The following is an 18,943-nucleotide window of genomic DNA, read 5'->3' as shown; positions in this document are numbered from 1 at the left end:
CTTAATTCGAAGTTTTTGAGTTCACGTTCAGAGCGTCTTCAACCAACGCTTTTTGTTGTTTCAAGTGCACCGACATGTAGCCAACTGCTGGCGAAGCAGAAGCTGGGCGACCTGCGTATTTAAGATTTGCACCTGCAGGAATAGCGGCACGGAAGTTATGTTGGCTACAGTACCAAGCACCTTGGTTCTGAGGTTCTTCCTGACACCACACGAAGTCTTCAACGTTAGTGTATTGAGCAATTGCTGTTTGTACTTCTTCCATTGGGAATGGGTAAAGCTGTTCAATACGCACGATAGCAACATCGTCTTGCTCGTTGTTACGGCGCTGCTCTAGTAGGTCAAAGTAAACCTTACCAGCACAGAACACGACACGTTTCACTTTGCTTGGTTCTAAATCATCTACTTCTGGAATTGCAGATTGGAATGTACCATCCGCCAAGTCTTCAATCGTTGAAGTACATAGAGGGTGGCGCAGCAAAGATTTCGGTGACATAACAATGAGAGGTCGACGCATTGGGCGTACAACCTGACGACGAATCATGTGGTACACCTGAGCCGGTGTTGAAGGAACCACAACCTGCATATTTTGCTCAGCACAAAGCTGAAGGTAACGCTCTAAACGTGCAGATGAGTGCTCAGGACCTTGACCTTCATAACCATGAGGTAGAAGCATAGTAAGACCGCACAAACGCGCCCACTTTTGCTCGCCTGACGAGATAAACTGGTCGATAACAACTTGTGCACCGTTGGCAAAATCACCAAACTGTGCTTCCCAGATAGTTAAACCACCTGGTTCGGCTGTTGCGTAACCGTATTCAAACGCCAACACAGCTTCTTCTGACAATACTGAGTCAAAGACTTGGAATGGCCCTTGGTTGTCATGAATATTCGCTAATGGAATGTAAGTGCTTGCATCGGTTTGGTTATGAAGAACCGAGTGACGGTGGAAGAAAGTACCACGACCCGAGTCCTGACCAGAAAGACGAATACGCTTGCCATCGTCAACCAATGTAGCATATGCCAATGTTTCAGCCATACCCCAGTCAATAGCTTTTTCACCGGTCATCATTGCTAGACGATCGTTGTATAGCTTATTAACACGGCTTTGCAGTTTATGGCTTTCTGGGTACTGACACAGACGATTGCCTAGCTCAATAAGGCGTGTCTTGTCGTATTTTGAATCCCACTCCATATCCCATTCGTGCCCTAAGTAAGGGGACCAGTCTACAGAGTGCAACGCCATTGGACGCCATTCTTTAACAACCACTTCACCGCGATCTAATGCATCGCGATACTCATTGACTAACTGAGTCGCTGTCTCGATATCTGATTCATTTTTATCGATCAGAACATCTGCATACAATTTGCGTGGTGTAGGATGCTTTTTGATTTTCTGGTACATCAAAGGCTGAGTCGCATTTGGCTCATCCGCCTCATTGTGACCGTGGCGACGGTAACATACAAGATCGATCACGACATCGCGCTTGAACTCGTTACGGTAATCCAATGCAATGCGAGTAACAAAAGCAACTGCTTCTGGGTCATCGGCATTTACATGGAAAATTGGCGCCTGCACCATCTTCGCGATATCGGTACAGTACATCGTAGAACGCGTGTCACGAGGATTAGACGTCGTAAAGCCTACTTGGTTGTTGATGACGATACGTACCGTACCACCAACTTGGAACCCACGAGCAAGAGACATGTTGAACGTTTCGGCAACCACACCCTGACCAGCGATTGCTGAATCACCGTGGATGGTGATAGGAAGCACTTTGCTACCTTGATTATCACCCAAGCGGTCTTGACGTGCTCGAACTGAGCCCATGACTACCGGGTTTACGATTTCTAGGTGTGATGGGTTAAATGCAAGCGCTAAGTGAACATCACCGCCTGGAGTCGCAAAATCAGCAGAGAAACCTTGGTGATATTTCACATCACCCGTCCCCCAAGTTTCGTCGTGTTTACCGGCGAACTCATCAAACAGGTCTTGAGGTTTCTTACCAAGTACGTTCACCAGCATGTTCAAACGACCGCGGTGAGCCATACCGATAACCACTTCACGCATTCCACTTGTACCCGCATGACGAATCAACTCTTTCGTCATCGGAATCAACGCATCACCACCTTCTAAAGAGAAACGTTTTGCACCTGGGAATTTCGCCCCGAGGTAACGCTCCAAACCTTCAGCGGCTGTTAGCTCTTCTAGGAATGTGCGCTTCTCATCTTTGTTGAATGATGGCTGGCCTACGACAGACTCAAGGCGTTGCTGAATCCAACGCTTTTGCTCTGTGTCAGTCATGTGCATATATTCAGCACCGATGGAACCGCAATAAGTTTTGTTGAGGGCTTCATAGATATCTTTCAACTTCATGGTTTCTTGCCCAACAGCAAAAGAACCTACGTTGAAAGTTTCTTCGAAGTCATCTTCGGTAAGATTATGAAAAGCAGGGTCTAACTCCGCCACTGTTGGGCGTTGCCATAGACCTAGTGGGTCTAATTCTGCAGCTTCATGCCCGCGGAAACGGTATGCGTTGATTAGCTGTAGAACTTTTACTTGTTTTGCATCGACATCTGGGTCACTAACTTGGACATTGTAATGCTTTGTTTCTCTAGCGAGTCGTCGGAAGTAGTCACGGACACGTGAATGTGGTTGTTCTGCCACTTCTTCTGATGGCTTAGGCAAGCCTTCAAAAACACGTTTCCACTCCTCACTTACCAGATCGGGATCACTTAGATACAGTTCGTAGAGGTCCTCTACATACGTTGCATTGGCGCCAGCCAAGTGTGAAGACTCGAGCCATGCCTTCATCACGCCGTTGTGCATATTTTCCCTTAACCAGTAGTTTTCACGTTTGCTTCGGTCTTTGCCGAGCTATAAGAGCCGACTAAAAATACGGTCGGCAATTTTTGTATTCTTTACTCGAATATTACTGAAGCAGTGAAGCGGTCATATCGGGTGATCCGCAACACTGCGACACTCCTAAGAGCGAGTAAATTAAACCGAACGATTAACCAACATCGACTTAATGTGACCGATGGCTTTCGTCGGATTTAATCCCTTAGGACAAACACTTACACAATTCATGATGCCATGGCAACGAAAAACGCTAAATGCATCATCAAGCTCAGACAAACGTTCATCTGTTGCCGTATCGCGGCTATCAATTAGCCAACGGTACGCTGCGAGAAGACCAGCTGGGCCGATGAATTTATCAGGGTTCCACCAGAATGATGGGCAAGACGTTGTACAACATGCACACATGATACATTCGTACAATCCATCTAAATGCGCACGATCATCAGGCGATTGTAGGTTCTCACGTGATGGTGGTAATGCACCATCATCAATCAAGAATGGTTTAACTTTCGCATAGTTATCATAGAACTGCGTCATGTCAACGATAAGATCGCGCACGACAGGTAACCCTGGTAGTGGACGAATAACTATCTTATCGCCTTGTAGAGCAGATAACGGTGTGATACACGCTAGGCCGTTTTTACCATTCATATTCAAACCATCAGAACCACACACCCCTTCACGGCATGAGCGACGGAAAGCGATGCTTGGATCTTGCTCTTTTAGCAGAATCAATGCATCAAGCACCATCATGTCTGAGCCTTCGTCTACCTCAAGGGTATACTCTTTCATGTAAGGCTTAGTATCCACATCCGGATTGTAACGGTATAAAGAGAAGTTTAATTTCATAGTCGTATCCTCCCTTTAGTATGTACGTACTTTCGGCGGGAAAGCTTCACGATGCGTTGGCGTCATGTTTACATCACGCTTAGTCATCGCTTCTGTTTCCGGATTGTAGATAGAGTGACATAGCCAGTTCTCATCATCACGCTCAGGGAAATCGAAACGAGCATGTGCGCCACGACTCTCTGTACGGTAGTTCGCTGCAACGGCAGTTGAAAACGCGGTTTCCATCAGGTTATCAAGTTCTAGACACTCGATACGCTGCGTGTTGAACTCTGAAGACTTGTCCGCTAGATGCGCGTCTTTCAAACGTTCGCGAATCACTTTCAACTCTTCTAGACCGGTTGCCATCGCATCGCCTTCACGGAATACCGAGAAGCTGTTTTGCATGCATGCTTGTAGGTCTTTACGAATCTGAACTGGATCTTCACCACCAGTGCTGTTTTCCCAACGCATAGTACGCGCTAGAGACGCTTCAATATCAGATTCTGTTGCAGGACGAGCTTCTGCTTGCGCTGCTAGCGTTTCGCCAAGGTGCAAGCCAGTGGCACGACCAAATACGACCAAGTCTAGTAATGAGTTGCCACCCAGACGGTTAGCACCGTGTACCGATACAGAAGCAATCTCACCACATGCGTAAAGGCCTTGTACTTCCATCTCGCTACCGTCGGCCTTCTGCTTAATTGCTTGGCCAGAGACTTGAGTAGGTACACCACCCATCATGTAGTGACAAGTTGGAATTACTGGAATTGGCTCTTTCACTGGGTCAACGTGTGCAAATGTACGAGACAGTTCACAGATACCTGGTAGACGTGATTCAAGTACTTCTTTACCAAGGTGATCAAGTTTCAACTTGATATGTGGACCCCAAGGACCATCACAGCCGCGGCCTTCACGAATTTCAATCATCATTGAACGAGCAACCACGTCACGACCAGCAAGGTCTTTCGCGTTTGGTGCGTAGCGCTCCATGAAGCGTTCACCATCTTTATTTAGAAGGTAACCACCTTCACCACGACAACCTTCCGTCACTAGAACACCCGCGCCAGCAATACCTGTTGGGTGGAACTGCCACATTTCCATGTCTTGCATTGGAACGCCTGCGCGAAGTGCCATACCAACGCCATCACCCGTGTTGATGTGCGCGTTAGTGGTCGATGCGTAAATACGACCTGCACCACCTGTAGCTAGAATGGTTGCTTTTGATTTGAAGTAACAGATTTCACCCGTTTCCATACAAATCGCAGTACAACCCATGATTGCGCCGTCTTGGTTTTTCACAAGATCTAAAGCGTACCACTCCGAGAAGATGGTTGTTTTGTGTTTTACGTTTTGCTGGTAAAGCGTGTGAAGAAGTGCGTGACCAGTACGGTCTGCAGCAGCGGCTGTACGAGCAGCCTGCTCACCACCAAACTCTTTAGATTGACCACCGAATGGACGTTGGTAGATGGTACCGTTATCGAAACGAGAGAATGGCAGACCCATTTTTTCAAGCTCGATAACTGACTCAGGACCATTTTTACACATGTATTCAATCGCGTTCTGGTCACCGATGTAGTCGGAACCTTTAACGGTATCGTACATGTGCCATTGCCAATCGTCTTTGTGCGAGTTACCCAGAGCAACGGTAATGCCGCCCTGTGCAGACACAGTATGAGAACGTGTTGGAAATACTTTTGACAACAAAGCACATGATAGGCCTTGCTCTGAAATTTGTAGTGCAGCGCGCATACCTGCACCACCAGCGCCGATTACTACGGCATCAAACTCACGAACTGGAATAGACACTTACGCACCCCACAGAATAAATAGACCAGAGAAGACATAGCCGAATAGCACGGCAATAACACCAAGTTGTAGTGCGCCACGTAGTTTCGCGCACTTAATGTAATCAGTTAATACTTGCCACAAACCAACCCAAGCGTGAATCAGGATCGAGACAAGTGCCAACATGGTGAATACTTTAGTGAAGGTACCACCAAAGAATTGGCTCCAAGATGCGTAAGAGATATCTGAAAATGCACAGAAGCTAATCAGATAAATCGTGTATAGCGTCATAATGATTGCAGTTGCACGAATTAGTAGGAAATCGTGTACACCATTACGACCAAATGAAGATACGTGTTTTACCATACCAAGATCCCCGCCAATAATGATAATACTGCTGTTGCACCAAACGCGACTTTAGCGCTCATCGTGCCTGAATCTAGTTCTTCAAAGTGACCTAGATCCATCAATAAGTGACGGATACCACCTGCGATGTGGTAGGCAAGTGCAGTAAGAATTCCCCACAGGATGAATTTTACGAAGAAGCTATCGACGATGTCAGCGGCTTCCATAAAACCCATTGGGGATGACAGAGAAATGGATAGTAACCACAGTAATATACCCACCGCAACAAACGTAATTACCCCAGACACACGGTGTAGGATGGATGCGATTGCTGTGATAGGAAAGTGGATGGTCTGTAAATCTAAATTAACAGGTCTTGACTTTCTTTCTTTCACGGGCTTGCTCACTCAGCTCCATTGAGCATTTATTGTTATAACCAATTTCAGCTTCCAAACGTACAAAAGTTAACATCTATTTAACAAATATCGCGAGTAACCACTCAGATAATTGTAAACAAGTTGTTAACAAACGGAATCCAGCAACAAACCTCACTCTTTGTTTCTAGCCCCGAATTTATAAGGATTTAACTAAAATTTTCTTTGCCAATATACGGCGAGCAACATTCTAATACAATTGGTGTAACAAATTATGCTACATAGAACAGATTTTTAACGATTTTCATGAGAAAAATCATAACAAGTGCACACAAAGATGGAGAAAAATTGACTTTAAGCTTTAACAACAGTACAAAAATGGCACATAAACATCCTGGACGGATTAAATAATAAACAAAGGAGATTGTTATGGCGGATAAGAAAGCGACCCTTCATGTTGAAGGTCAAGCGCCAATCGAACTGCCAATTATGGACGGTACGCTAGGTACACCTGTAATTGACGTTCGTAAGCTGGGAGCCAATGGTTACTTTACTTTTGACCCAGGTTTTCTTGCCACTGCATCTTGTGAATCATCAATCACGTACATCGATGGCGGCAAAGGTATTCTTTTGCACCGCGGTTTCCCGATTGATCAATTAGCCAATAACGCAGATTACTTAGAAGTATGTTACATCCTTCTTTATGGTGAAGCCCCTACCCGAGAACAATACGAGCAATTCAAAACGACCGTTACTCGTCACACAATGGTACACGAGCAAATCGCAAGCTTTTTCCATGGCTTCCGACGCGATGCTCATCCAATGGCGGTAATGTGTGGTGTAGTTGGAGCACTTGCAGCCTTCTATCACGACTCTCTTGACATTAACAACGACGAACACCGCGAAATTGCAGCGTACCGTCTGCTGTCAAAAATGCCAACACTGGCGGCGATGTGTTACAAATACTCTATCGGTCAGCCATTTATTTACCCTCGTAACGACCTTAGCTACGCAGAGAACTTCTTGCATATGATGTTCGCAAACCCTTGCGAAGAGTATGAAGTAAATCCTGTGGTTGCCCGTGCGATGGATAAGATTTTCACTCTACACGCGGATCACGAACAGAATGCGTCGACATCAACTGTTCGCCTAGCTGGCTCTTCTGGTGCGAACCCATTTGCATGTATTGCCGCTGGTATTGCATCCCTTTGGGGGCCTGCTCACGGTGGCGCAAACGAAGCCTGCTTGAGAATGCTAGAAGAGATTGGCAGCGTCGATAACATCCCTGAATATGTAGACCGCGCGAAAGACAAAGATGACCCATTCCGCTTAATGGGCTTTGGCCACCGCGTTTACAAGAACTACGACCCACGTGCGACAGTAATGCGCGAAACGTGTCATGAAGTTCTCAAAGAGCTAAACATTCAAGACCCTCTGCTAGACGTTGCAATGGAACTTGAGCGCATTGCACTTTCTGATGAGTACTTCGTGTCTAAGAAGCTGTACCCGAACGTAGACTTCTACTCAGGTATCATTCTTAAAGCGATTGGTATTCCAGTTTCTATGTTTACGGTTATCTTCGCGATTTCTCGTACCATCGGCTGGATTGCTCACTGGAACGAAATGCACAGCGATCCACTGAACCGCATCGGTCGTCCTCGTCAGCTATACACTGGCGAAACACAACGTGAGTTTTCTCCACTTCACGAACGTGAATGATCTTTTAGTACGAAGATAGACAAACAAAAGGGTTGAGATTTTCGTCTCAACCCTTTTTTCTTTTTTGCGTTTAACGTTATTAATGGAGAACGCTAAACCGGATTATCAATATCGATAAACTCCACATGTAGGCCATATTCATCCGCTAGCCATTTGCCTAAGGCCTGAACACCATAACGCTCAGTAGCATGATGACCTGCAGCAAAGTAATGAATGTCCATTTCACGAGCAGTATAAGTGGTGCGCTCTGAAATTTCTCCAGAGATAAATGCATCCAGCCCGTGCTGTACAGCAAGTTCAATGAAATCCTGCCCTCCACCAGTACACCAGCCGACTGTCTCAATCATCTTATCAGTATTCTCTGGAGCGATATGCAGAGGCTCTCTTTCAAGAACTTGGTTGATCTTACTCGCAAATTCAACACCAGACATCGGCTTTTTCAAGCGCCCAAACATAGCAACTGACTGAGGGTGCCCTTCAAGCCCACCTTCTACTTCGATTTCAAGTAAGCGAGCTAATTCAGCGTTGTTGCCTAGCTCTGGATGAATATCTAGAGGAAGGTGATAACCATATAAGTTGATATCATTTTTGATCAGGCTACGAATTCGTTTACCTTTCATGCCACGAATTGGCTCAGGCTCACCTTTCCAAAAATAGCCATGATGAACAAGCAATGCGTCTGCATTAAGCTCAATCGCTTTATCGATTAAGGCTTGAGAGGCGGTTACGCCAGTGATAATACGCTTTACGGCTGGCGTCCCTTCTACCTGTAACCCGTTTGGTGCGTAATCTTTAATTAACTGCGGTGACAGTTTGTCATTAAGAATCTGTTCTAGCTTTAAGTTATTCATTATTACTTCCAATTTCTAGCGCATGTAAACCTAAATAACCTCTCGATGAAATCAGACCGAGAGTGTGCAACCTAGTTGATACAACAACGTTTTGACATCTGGCACCTTGATATCATTTAGGTATTTAAAGTGTATCTCGAACCCTAATATCGATGCTAGCCACCCTACCCTCAAAAGCAAATTTAGTTACAATAACAAAGCTTGTCGCCTCACCATACATTTAGGGATACGGATGAACCAACTGCAACGCTTTTACCAATGGATCGCCACTTCACCTCCTCTTTTCAAGTTACGCCCTCCGTTTGCAACCTTAGAGGATCTTACGGTAACGCCTTTAAAGAACACTGAGCAATACAATGGTAATCCAAGATTGGGCTTTTTATATCAGCACTTATGCACTGCAGTTCTCTCTAGTTCAGAACGATATCAGGTTATCGCTGAAGAGGTTCAGTTAAACGACATCGAAGGTAAGACCATTGGTGCTATAGATTTGGTGTTGCGGAATACAGAATCAAATCAAATAGAACACTGGGAAGTGGCGATTAAGTTTTATCTTCTTTATAACGGCGTTTGGTATGGTCCGAATGCTCACGACCAGCTGCATACAAAACTGAATAGAATGCTTACTCATCAATTGAAAATGAGCGATCGCCCGGAATTTCAAAAAATAATTCCGTTAAACGACGCCCCACAAGAGCATCTATTGATGCAAGGACGACTCTATATTAATCCGTTTACTCCAGAGCCAACTCCTAAGGAGTGCTTGGGTTATGAATTAAATCCAAGTCAGATTAGTGGTTACTGGTGCTATCAAAGTCAATGGGATTTAATTGGTAAACCACTTTATCATTTACATAAACCATGCTGGGCGATCGGTACAGACGATTTCTCTCAACCTATTGAAAAGCCTTTAGATCGATTCATACACGCACAAACGGAAGACGGTCAATTCTGGTTTGTGGTACCAGATTCATGGCCCGGAGATAAAGCGGTTCGGGGCACTTAAACATGAAAGGGTTGATGTTTTCACATCAACCCTTTGCTAGATACATTGACCATTGGATGTTTTACAAACCAGCGGCTGCAAACACTTGATTAACGATCTCTTGTGCTTCAGCTTCGATTTGTTTCAGATGTTCTTCACCTTTGAAGCTTTCACAGTAAATCTTGTAGATGTCCTCTGTGCCTGATGGACGAGCAGCGAACCAACCGTTAGCTGTCGTTACTTTAAGGCCGCCAATCGCAGCACCATTGCCTGGTGCATGCGTTAGACGAGCAGTGATAGCATCACCTGCTAGAGTTTCAGCCGCAACCATTTCTGGTGACAACTTCTTCAATACGTCTTTTTGTGGGCCATTTGCTACAGCTTGAATACGGTTGTACTTCGACTCACCGTGCTTCGCCGCTAGCTCTTCATAGTAATCTTGAGGGTTCTTACCCGTTACCGCAGTGATCTCTGCTGCTAGAAGGCATAGCAAGATGCCATCTTTGTCTGTTGACCAAGGCGTGCCATCTTTACGAAGGAAAGACGCACCAGCACTTTCTTCGCCGCCGAAACCAAACTTACCAGTGTACAGACCGTCTACAAACCATTTGAAACCAACAGGCACTTCACATAGCTCACGACCTAGATCCGCAACAACACGATCAATCAGCGCACTTGAAACTAGTGTTTTACCAACAGCGACGTCTTTACCCCACGCGTCACGATGACGGTACAAGTAGTCAATACAAACGGCTAAGAAGTGGTTCGGGTTCATCAAACCTTTTGGCGTAACGATACCGTGACGGTCGTAGTCAGGATCGTTACCAAATGCTAAATCGTATTCGTCTTTCAGTGCCAATAGACCCGCCATTGCGTAAGGAGAAGAACAGTCCATACGCACAACGCCGTCTTTATCTAGCGACATGAATTGGAAAGAAGGATCGATCGATTCACTTACTAGCGTTAGGTCTAGGTTGTATGCCTGACCAATTTGACGCCAGTAATCGATACCGCTGCCACCCAATGGATCTACACCAATCTTCAGGTTCGCTTTTTGGATTGCTTCCATATCGATAACGTTCACCAGGTCATCAATGTATGGCTTCACCAAGTCCATCTCTACAAACAGATCCGATGCTTTTGCTTCTGCTAGTGGTAGGCGTTTAACACCTTGTAAACCTTCAGCAATCAATTCGTTCGCACGATCTTCGATAGCTTGAGTCAACTCAGCTTCTGCAGGACCACCATGTGTCGGATTGTATTTGATTCCGCCGTCTTGTGGTGGGTTATGTGATGGGGTAATAACGATACCGTCTGCTTTTTCATCGTGTTTGATGTTGTAAGTCAGAATCGCGTGTGAAATACCCGGTGTTGGCGTGTAACCGTTGTCTTGCTGGACAATCACTTTCACACCATTTGCAATCAATACTTCAATCACACTTGAAAAAGCAGGCTCAGATAGCGCATGCGTGTCTTTACCCACAAACAACGGGCCAGTTGTGCCTTGCTCAGCACGAACTTCTGCTACCGCTTGAGCGATCGCTAAAATGTGGTTTTCGTTAAAAGTGTGCTTGTCTGCAGTACCGCGGTGGCCAGAAGTACCAAATTGAACTTTGTGTTCTGCGTTTGCCGCGTCTGGTTGAAGTAAGAAGTAGTTAGCAACGAGTGCTGGGATATTGTGAAGATCTTCCTGCTGCGCTTTTTGCCCAGCACGAGGGTGCATAGCCATGTTTGACATCCTTTCTTTCAATACAAATAAAATTAAAAAAGCCTCATAATATCCGCTCACTGCGACGCATTATGAGGCTTCTATCAGGTTTCTTAGATTGAACCTGTTACTTTTTCTATTAAGTCAGGTTGGAACCCCATGTGTGCCATCACTTGTTCAACCATCTGTCTTTTACGACTTGTATTGTTATTCGTGATAACCCAAAACGGTGTGCCAGGAATGGCTTTTGGCTTGGTCGTATTACCGTTTGCTAGCAAGGTTTCTTCATTATCTGCAAAGTACACGCGTTTGCGTCCTTTTACATTCGTAGCCTGGGCGAAACCTTCTGGATTCAATTTATGTAAGGTCGATAATACCAACATAAAGCGATCAATCGCTTTTTTTAGACCGGCAAACTCATCAGAAATAAGCAGCGAACGCATTTCTTTCACTACATCAACAGATTCCGTTTTACCCGCATCTTTACTTACTACAATCCCTTGTGGCTTCTCTACTACAGGCGCGGCTTTAGCTTCCTGCAACTGACCATCAAGGTTTAAAAGGCGTCGCAAAATATCCGAGGCGCTTTCACCGATATGCTTAGTTTGACTAGCTATATAACGGTATAGATCCTCATCAACCTCAATTGTTTTCATTCGCTTTTCACATTCTCAATGTTTAAACTCTGGGGGATTATAACGAGATCCACGCGGATACTCCACGTTAAACCCATCACGAATAAGATAAAATGTCAGCATTACTCAACTATAAGCAGGAAGGCCAAGGCCAAACAGTTGTTTTGATTCACGGATTGTTTGGTAGTTTAAGTAATCTGGGTCTACTCGCCCGCGATCTTATTAAAGATCACACGGTGATCAGTATTGATCTGAGAAATCACGGCCTCTCTTTCCACTCCGAAGTCCATAACTATACCGATATGGCAAAAGATGTGGCTCAGCTCCTTCAGCACTTAAACGTTGAGCCATCTATTGTTATTGGTCACTCCATGGGCGGAAAAGTCGCGATGGCTCTTGTGGACATTGCGCCAAATGTAGTCAAGCAGTTAGTCGTTCTCGACATGGCGCCTGTAGCCTACACTACGAACCGTCACGATAATGTTTTTAACGGCTTACATGCTGTTATTAATGAAAAACCAGCAAATCGACAGCAAGCCATGGATATCCTAGCTCAACATATTGAACTCGATGGTGTAAGACAATTTCTCTCTAAATCACTGTACAAAAATGGCGATAAGATGGATTGGCGGTTTAACGTACCGAGCCTTTTTGAGAATTATGACCAAATTATTGGCTGGCAAGAAATCACACCAACAGATATCCCAACTTTATTTATCAAAGGCGGCGACTCTGACTACTTAATGCCAGAACATCAGCCGGCAGTGAAGCGACAATTTAACCATGCTAAAGCACACATTATCGCTGGCACTGGTCACTGGTTACACGCCGAGAAACCGACAGAAGTAATGAGAGTCATTCGAAAATACATTTCGAGTTAACAAATTCGAAAAGCAACACTAGATTATTGAAATAACCCTTCTTGTAGTGCATTAACTTTACCGTTTAACAGTGGTATAGTGCGCCCAAGATTTTTCGGCATGAAGGGCTAAAATGCTTTACGACTATATGGATATGCTCGAGTCTATTGGGCTCGATCTTCTTTTTGCTGCTATCTTTTTTTTCATCGGGATGGCGATAAAAGATGTGCTAAAGCAAGGCAATGTACCTGTTTTTGGTCGTCGTATTGTGTGGTTAGTCCTTTTCCTAGGCTGTGCTGGCTTTATTGCAAAAGGTGTAATTCAGCTAACTTGGGAAGGCTCAGGGTTAGGTTAAACCCTTAGTAACATCGCCAATAACAAACAATGTAAAGGTATAGACTCTATGGCAAGTGTAGGTATCTTCTTCGGTAGCGACACAGGTAATACTGAAGCCGTTGCAAAGATGATTCAAAAGCAACTAGGTAAACATCTAGTTCACGTTCAAGACATCGCGAAAAGCAGCAAAGAAGACATTGATAACTTCGATCTTCTTCTTCTAGGTATCCCAACTTGGTACTACGGCGAAGCACAATGTGATTGGGATGACTTCTTCCCTGAGCTTGAGCAAATCGACTTCTCTACTAAGCTAGTGGCTATCTTTGGCTGTGGCGACCAAGAAGACTACGCAGAATACTTCTGTGACGCGATGGGCACAGTCCGTGATATCGTTGAATCTAAAGGCGGCACAATTCTTGGCCATACCTCGACAGAAGGCTACGAATTTGAAGCGTCTAAAGCACTTGTTGAAGGTGACGAAAGCCAATTCGTAGGTCTATGTATTGATGAAGACCGCCAACCAGAATTGACTGACGAGCGTGTTGAAAGCTGGGTTAAACAGATCTATGAAGAGATGTGTTTAGCTGAGCTAGAAGGCTAATCAAATTGAATGATGCAAAGACCTCCACTTGGAGGTCTTTTTGTATGTATTGTCACACAGCATCGGTAAGTACTTCCTCTTCGCGATACTGAGGTTTCTTTCTTACATAAAGCTTGCGTTGAACCTCTGAAACCACATTCCCCTGTTTATCTTTTACATGAGTAATAAACTCAGGAAAACACTTTTCTCCATTCCGTGTCATTTGATAAATGTTTTCCAGCATCCCTTCAGTGACCTCAAATTCTGCAAACAAATCACTTTGCCCCGGCTTAATAAAGTTAATGCTTGCCTCTTTATCCCACACATAATATTCCTCTCGTAGAATCCCCATCAGCATCAACGAGTAAATAGGATCAGTTAAAGAGAAAATACTGCCGCCATATTGGGTGCGATTGGCATTTTTATTCCACCAGCGAAGCTTTAAACGTACCTTTACAGTACGGAAGTCTTGAGAAATATGTAAGATTTTAATACCCGCCCCCCAAAAAGGAGGCCAAATATTGAGTGCGAACTTTACAATTCCTGGTTTGTATATCTTCGCTAGTCGCCTATTCATCGCTATCCCTGCCCTCTCCAAGCTTAATGTTACACAATTGTAACTGGTCAGAGCTGTAATATAATGGACCTGTTTCTAATTTACAAAAAGATTCTATTAACCCTTTGAAGTTCGTGGTTTAATGTTCCGAACGCTTATCCTATAATGGTAGGAAGATTGAATTCTGTTAAATCGCTGCAGATGATCCAACGGGAAAGTATATGTCAGATAATAATCAGGCGCTGAAGGATGCGGGTTTAAAAGTAACCCTTCCGAGGCTAAAAATTCTAGAAGTACTTCAGCAGCCAGACTGCCAGCACATCAGTGCTGAAGATTTGTACAAAAAGTTGATTGATCTAGGTGAAGAAATTGGCCTAGCAACTGTTTACCGAGTTCTAAACCAGTTCGACGATGCTGGTATTGTAACTCGTCACCACTTTGAAGGTGGAAAGTCAGTCTTCGAATTATCGACTCAACATCACCACGACCACCTAGTGTGCCTAGACTGTGGTGAGGTAATTGAATTTTCTGACGATCTTATTGAAGAACGTCAAAAAGAGATTGCAGCTAAGTACAATGTCACACTAACAAACCACAGCTTATACTTGTACGGCAAGTGTAGCGATGGTGGTTGTAAAGACAATCCAGATGCACACAAACCGAAAAAATAAGGGTTTGTTAATTTAAAAAGTAAACGTCAGCACATGCTGGCGTTTTTTGTTTCTAGAAGTCAGTACCTTAGACGTCAGTACTTTGGTTACAGAACAAAAGCTACTAAACACCCATCTTTTTTCTCCACAGTTTTGCACATCTATATAGCACTCTGTGGGATTAGGTATAAAAAATGCCAGCGTTTGCTGGCATTTTTTCATCGTTCTCAGCATTAATTGAAATTATTGATTCTCAATTTTTGCCCAGGTATCACGTAGACCAACCGTGCGGTTGAATACTAGATTATCTGCTGAAGAGTCTTTCGAGTCTGCACAGAAGTAACCCATACGTTCAAACTGGTAACCTTTTTCTGCTTCTGCAGAAGCTAGGCTAGGCTCGACGAAGCCATTGATCACAACTAATGATTCAGGATTGATAGTAGAAGCAAAATCTTCCGCTGCGCCTGGGTTTGGCACCGTAAATAAACGATCGTACAGGCGAATTTCCGCTGGAAGAGCTTTATCAGCTGACACCCAATGAATAACGCCTTTCACTTTACGACCATCTGCTGGGTTTTTACCTAGCGTATCTGCATCGTAAGAACAGAAGATCGTTGTGATGTTGCCTTCGGCATCTTTCTCAACGCGCTCAGCTTTGATCACGTAAGCACCACGTAAACGAACTTCTTTACCTAGCACTAAACGCTTGTACTTTTTGTTCGCTTCTTCACGGAAGTCTTCACGCTCAATCCACAATTCACGCGTGAATGGCACTTCACGCACGCCCATTTCTGGTTTATTTGGGTGGTTGGCAACTGTCAAGTTTTCTACTGCGCCTGCTTCAAAGTTTTCGATAACAACTTTAACAGGATCCAGTACAGCCATTGCACGCGGAGCGTTCTCGTTTAGGTCATCACGAATACAAGATTCTAATGAACTAAACTCGATCATATTTTCTTGCTTCGTTACACCAATACGCTTACAAAACTCACGAATAGATGCAGGTGTGAAGCCACGACGACGCAGACCTGAGACAGTCGGCATACGTGGATCATCCCAACCATTAACCAGTTTTTCAGTAACTAGCTGGTTAAGCTTACGCTTAGACATCACTGTATATTCAAGGTTTAAACGACTGAACTCGTATTGATGTGGACGGCTTTCGATCGTGATGTTGTCTAGAACCCAATCGTACAGACGACGGTTATCCATGAATTCAAGCGTACAAATAGAGTGCGTAATGCCTTCTAATGCATCAGAAATACAGTGCGTAAAGTCGTACATTGGGTAAATGCACCACTTATCACCAGTTTGGTGGTGCGTAGCAAAACGCACACGGTATAAAACTGGATCGCGCATGACCATGAATGAAGAACCCATGTCGATTTTAGCACGAAGACACGCTTTACCTTCTTCAAATTCACCAGCGCGCATTTTTTCAAACAACGCCAAGTTCTCTTCAACAGAACGGTCACGGTATGGACTTGGTTTACCTGGCGCCTTTAGTGTGCCGCGGTATTCACGAATTTGCTCTGGACTTAGCTCATCTACGTACGCTAAGCCTTTGTTAATCAATTCAATTGCATATTCGTAAAGCTTATCGAAGTAGTTTGATGAGTAACATACTTCACCACTCCACTCAAAGCCCAACCAGTTTACATCTTTCTTGATAGACTCAACGTATTCGATGTCTTCTTTTTCAGGGTTTGTATCGTCGAAACGCAGATTACATTGACCCTGGTAGTCCTGAGCAATACCGAAGTTCAAACAGATAGACTTAGCATGACCGATATGCAGGTAGCCATTTGGCTCCGGCGGGAATCGAGTATGCACGCTAGTGTGTTTACCATCCGCTAGATCTTTATCAATGATCTGGCGAATAAAGTTTGATGGACGAGCATCAGCTTCACTCATCTATAGCACCTCAAAAATATTAGTATTGTCAGAGAAAACGGAACCCTGTATCCAAGTATGGTTTCACAGAGTACATTGTTCCTAATGATCCACAATTCTAAGCAATTAGACAACAAGAACTCGCTCTAAAACGACAATATTTATTGAGTTGGCGTGAAAGCAAAGCAGATTCAAAGGGCCTAAACGAAAAAAGGCCTCCTGCGGAGGCCTTTTGCGATGTTGTAGTATCAATTGTTTGCAATACCAATAACAAACAATCGCACCACTATTAAACAGTTAAGCTGGTAACTGAACACCACTTAAGTCTTCATCTTTAGATACATTCTTCATCTCACCAGCAACAATCTCTGCTAGTGGACCAAGGATAACTTGTAGGTTGTTTGTACCTAGCTTCACAACTCCCATAGCTCCAAGATCTTTCAGAGTTTTCTCATTGATAACGCTCATATCTTTCACAGAAAGGCGCAAACGAGTAATACAGGCATCGATAGAACTTAGGTTGTCATGACCGCCAAGTGCTTTCAAGTACTGACGAGCAAGCTCTGAAGAATTGCTTGATCCAGCCACGTTAGATGAAGCTTCTTCATCATCTTCACGTCCCGGTGTTTTAAGGCCAAACTTAACAATCACGGTACGGAACACGAAGTAGTAAACCGCAAAGAAACCAAGACCTTGTACAATGAGCATGTACCAGTTTACCGCTAGCGGGTTACGAGTCGACAATACTAAGTCGACTAAACCAGCAGAGAAACCGAAACCTGCAATCCACTGCATTGATGCCGCGATATAAACTGATAGACCAGTCAGCGCTGCGTGAAGAACGTACAGTCCTGGAGCAAGGAACATGAATGCAAATTCAAGTGGTTCTGTTACACCTGTAAAGAATGAAGCAAACGCAGCCGCAATCATGATAGATGCCACTTTCTCTTTATTCTTTGATTTCGCAGTATGGTACATCGCTAGAGCAGCGCCTGGTAAACCAAACATCATGATTGGGAAGAAGCCCGCTTGGTACATCCCCGTAACACCTACCGTTGCCGTGCCTTCAGCTAATGATTTCGCACCGCCAAGGAAGTTTGGAATGTCATTAATACCAGCAACATCAAACCAGAACACTGAGTTTAGTGCATGGTGCAGACCAACAGGAATTAGAAGACGGTTGAAGAATGCATAAACACCTGCACCTGCTTCACCCATACCTTGAATGCTTTCGCCAAAACTGACCAGACCGCCGTAAACTGATGGCCAAACGTACATCAGGATGAACGCAATAACGATACCAGCAAAAGACGTTAGGATAGGTACAAGACGCTTACCAGAGAAAAACGCCAGTGCTTTGTGCAGCTCTACGTGAGAAAAACGGTTGTACAACTCAGCAGAAACAATACCAACCAAGATACCTACGAACTGGTTATTGATTTTACCAAATGCAGCAGGTACTTCACTTGGGTCAATGCCTTGAATTTGTGATACTGCACCAGGGGCCAAAAGCGTTGTGACAACTAAGAAGCCCACGAAGCCTGAAAGTGCAGCGGCGCCATCTTTGTCTTTAGACATTCCGTAAGCAACACCAACAGCGAACAATACTGACATGTTGTCAATGATCGCTGCACCAGCTTTAATAAGAAATGCAGCAAGTGCACTGTTTGCGCCCCAGCCATTTGGGTCGATCCAGTAGCCAATACCCATGAGTATTGCTGCTGCAGGAAGTGTGGCAACCGGCACCATAAGCGCCTTACCCACCTTCTGGAAGTATCCGAGAATGTTCACCTTAAGTTCCCCCTATAGGATTAGATGTTATGTTGAATGACTTATTTCAGCCGTCTAATTTAGTCATCCTAAGTTTATGATATTAATTTTGCTCCGCAAATTAAAAGCTCACCGTTTGTGATCATAATCACCACAATTTGCCCTTTCGGAAGGTTTTTGCTAGCGAGATCATAAAACTTATTTTATTATA

Annotated in this window: 17 protein-coding genes; 6 read left to right on the top strand and 11 right to left on the bottom strand. The window is 44.4% G+C overall.

Annotation, left to right across the window (positions count from 1 at the left end):
* Position 1: 1 nt before the first annotated feature.
* The 5 genes from sucA to sdhC form a co-directional block, all read right to left on the bottom strand.
* Positions 2-2,827 carry a 2-oxoglutarate dehydrogenase E1 component gene (gene sucA / locus R7E29_RS01365; protein ID WP_017634810.1) on the bottom strand — a complete coding sequence of 942 codons (2,826 nt, stop codon included), beginning with the start codon at positions 2,825-2,827 and terminating at the stop codon, positions 2-4.
* A gap of 171 nt (positions 2,828-2,998) precedes the next feature.
* Positions 2,999-3,709 carry a succinate dehydrogenase iron-sulfur subunit gene (locus tag R7E29_RS01360; RefSeq protein ID WP_054576700.1) on the bottom strand — a complete coding sequence of 237 codons (711 nt, stop codon included), beginning with the start codon at positions 3,707-3,709 and terminating at the stop codon, positions 2,999-3,001.
* Between the two features lie 15 nt (positions 3,710-3,724).
* Positions 3,725-5,491, bottom strand: a complete 1,767-nt coding sequence (sdhA, locus tag R7E29_RS01355) for a succinate dehydrogenase flavoprotein subunit (protein ID WP_005382172.1) — start codon at positions 5,489-5,491, stop codon at positions 3,725-3,727.
* Positions 5,492-5,836: a succinate dehydrogenase, hydrophobic membrane anchor protein gene (gene sdhD, locus R7E29_RS01350; protein ID WP_054576699.1), complete on the bottom strand. Its 345-nt coding sequence runs from the start codon at positions 5,834-5,836 to the stop codon at positions 5,492-5,494. It abuts the gene before it with no gap.
* On the bottom strand, positions 5,830-6,222 hold the full coding sequence (gene sdhC / locus R7E29_RS01345; RefSeq protein WP_017634811.1) for a succinate dehydrogenase cytochrome b556 subunit: 393 nt from the start codon (positions 6,220-6,222) through the stop codon (positions 5,830-5,832). Before sdhC ends, sdhD begins: the two co-directional genes overlap by 7 nt.
* Positions 6,223-6,618: 396 nt before the next feature.
* Between sdhC and R7E29_RS01340 the strand changes: the two genes are divergently transcribed.
* Positions 6,619-7,908 carry a citrate synthase gene (locus R7E29_RS01340; RefSeq protein WP_005382163.1) on the top strand — a complete coding sequence of 430 codons (1,290 nt, stop codon included), beginning with the start codon at positions 6,619-6,621 and terminating at the stop codon, positions 7,906-7,908.
* Positions 7,909-8,000: 92 nt separating this feature from the next.
* Here R7E29_RS01340 and R7E29_RS01335 read toward each other — a convergent pair whose 3' ends face one another.
* On the bottom strand, positions 8,001-8,759 hold the full coding sequence (locus R7E29_RS01335; RefSeq protein ID WP_025766984.1) for a Nif3-like dinuclear metal center hexameric protein: 759 nt from the start codon (positions 8,757-8,759) through the stop codon (positions 8,001-8,003).
* Positions 8,760-8,991: 232 nt separating this feature from the next.
* Between R7E29_RS01335 and R7E29_RS01330 the strand changes: the two genes are divergently transcribed.
* The gene (locus R7E29_RS01330; protein ID WP_054576698.1) at positions 8,992-9,765 is read left to right on the top strand and encodes a DUF1853 family protein; all 774 of its coding nucleotides are present in this window, start codon (positions 8,992-8,994) and stop codon (positions 9,763-9,765) included.
* Positions 9,766-9,826: 61 nt separating this feature from the next.
* On the opposite strand, the gene pgm is transcribed toward R7E29_RS01330, so the two are convergent.
* The gene (gene pgm / locus R7E29_RS01325) at positions 9,827-11,473 is read right to left on the bottom strand and encodes a phosphoglucomutase (alpha-D-glucose-1,6-bisphosphate-dependent) (protein ID WP_025766986.1); all 1,647 of its coding nucleotides are present in this window, start codon (positions 11,471-11,473) and stop codon (positions 9,827-9,829) included.
* 92 nt (positions 11,474-11,565) lie between these two features.
* Positions 11,566-12,108, bottom strand: a complete 543-nt coding sequence (gene seqA, locus R7E29_RS01320) for a replication initiation negative regulator SeqA (RefSeq protein WP_005382149.1) — start codon at positions 12,106-12,108, stop codon at positions 11,566-11,568.
* A gap of 92 nt (positions 12,109-12,200) precedes the next feature.
* On the opposite strand from seqA, the gene R7E29_RS01315 reads away from it, so the two are divergent.
* From R7E29_RS01315 to fldA, 3 genes are all read left to right on the top strand, one after another.
* The gene (locus tag R7E29_RS01315; protein ID WP_017819953.1) at positions 12,201-12,968 is read left to right on the top strand and encodes an alpha/beta fold hydrolase; all 768 of its coding nucleotides are present in this window, start codon (positions 12,201-12,203) and stop codon (positions 12,966-12,968) included.
* Between the two features lie 112 nt (positions 12,969-13,080).
* Positions 13,081-13,302 carry a DUF2788 domain-containing protein gene (locus tag R7E29_RS01310; RefSeq protein WP_005393038.1) on the top strand — a complete coding sequence of 74 codons (222 nt, stop codon included), beginning with the start codon at positions 13,081-13,083 and terminating at the stop codon, positions 13,300-13,302.
* Between the two features lie 48 nt (positions 13,303-13,350).
* Positions 13,351-13,884 (top strand): flavodoxin FldA, encoded by a 534-nt coding sequence (fldA, locus tag R7E29_RS01305; protein WP_005382146.1) that lies wholly within the window; start codon positions 13,351-13,353, stop codon positions 13,882-13,884.
* A 52-nt stretch (positions 13,885-13,936) separates the two neighbouring features.
* Here the strand turns inward: fldA and R7E29_RS01300 are convergent, their stop codons facing one another.
* Positions 13,937-14,440, bottom strand: a complete 504-nt coding sequence (locus R7E29_RS01300; protein WP_005382144.1) for a DUF4442 domain-containing protein — start codon at positions 14,438-14,440, stop codon at positions 13,937-13,939.
* Between the two features lie 200 nt (positions 14,441-14,640).
* Here R7E29_RS01300 and fcrX point away from each other — a divergent pair, with 200 nt between their 5' ends.
* Positions 14,641-15,090: a ferric iron uptake transcriptional regulator FcrX gene (fcrX, locus tag R7E29_RS01295; RefSeq protein WP_005382141.1), complete on the top strand. Its 450-nt coding sequence runs from the start codon at positions 14,641-14,643 to the stop codon at positions 15,088-15,090.
* 222 nt (positions 15,091-15,312) lie between these two features.
* Here the strand turns inward: fcrX and glnS are convergent, their stop codons facing one another.
* Together glnS and nagE are read right to left on the bottom strand one after the other, a co-directional pair.
* Complete coding sequence (gene glnS / locus R7E29_RS01290; RefSeq protein WP_005382124.1) at positions 15,313-16,983, bottom strand: glutamine--tRNA ligase; 1,671 nt, start codon at positions 16,981-16,983, stop codon at positions 15,313-15,315.
* Positions 16,984-17,259: 276 nt separating this feature from the next.
* On the bottom strand, positions 17,260-18,753 hold the full coding sequence (nagE, locus tag R7E29_RS01285; RefSeq protein ID WP_005384985.1) for an N-acetylglucosamine-specific PTS transporter subunit IIBC: 1,494 nt from the start codon (positions 18,751-18,753) through the stop codon (positions 17,260-17,262).
* Positions 18,754-18,943 lie beyond the last annotated feature (190 nt).

Origin of the sequence: Vibrio sp. Vb1729, assembly GCF_033338655.1 — a bacterium.
GTDB classification, from domain to species: domain Bacteria; phylum Pseudomonadota; class Gammaproteobacteria; order Enterobacterales; family Vibrionaceae; genus Vibrio; species Vibrio alginolyticus.
Note: the sequence above shows the minus strand (reverse complement) of the source record. Positions and strands in the feature narration are given on the sequence as shown.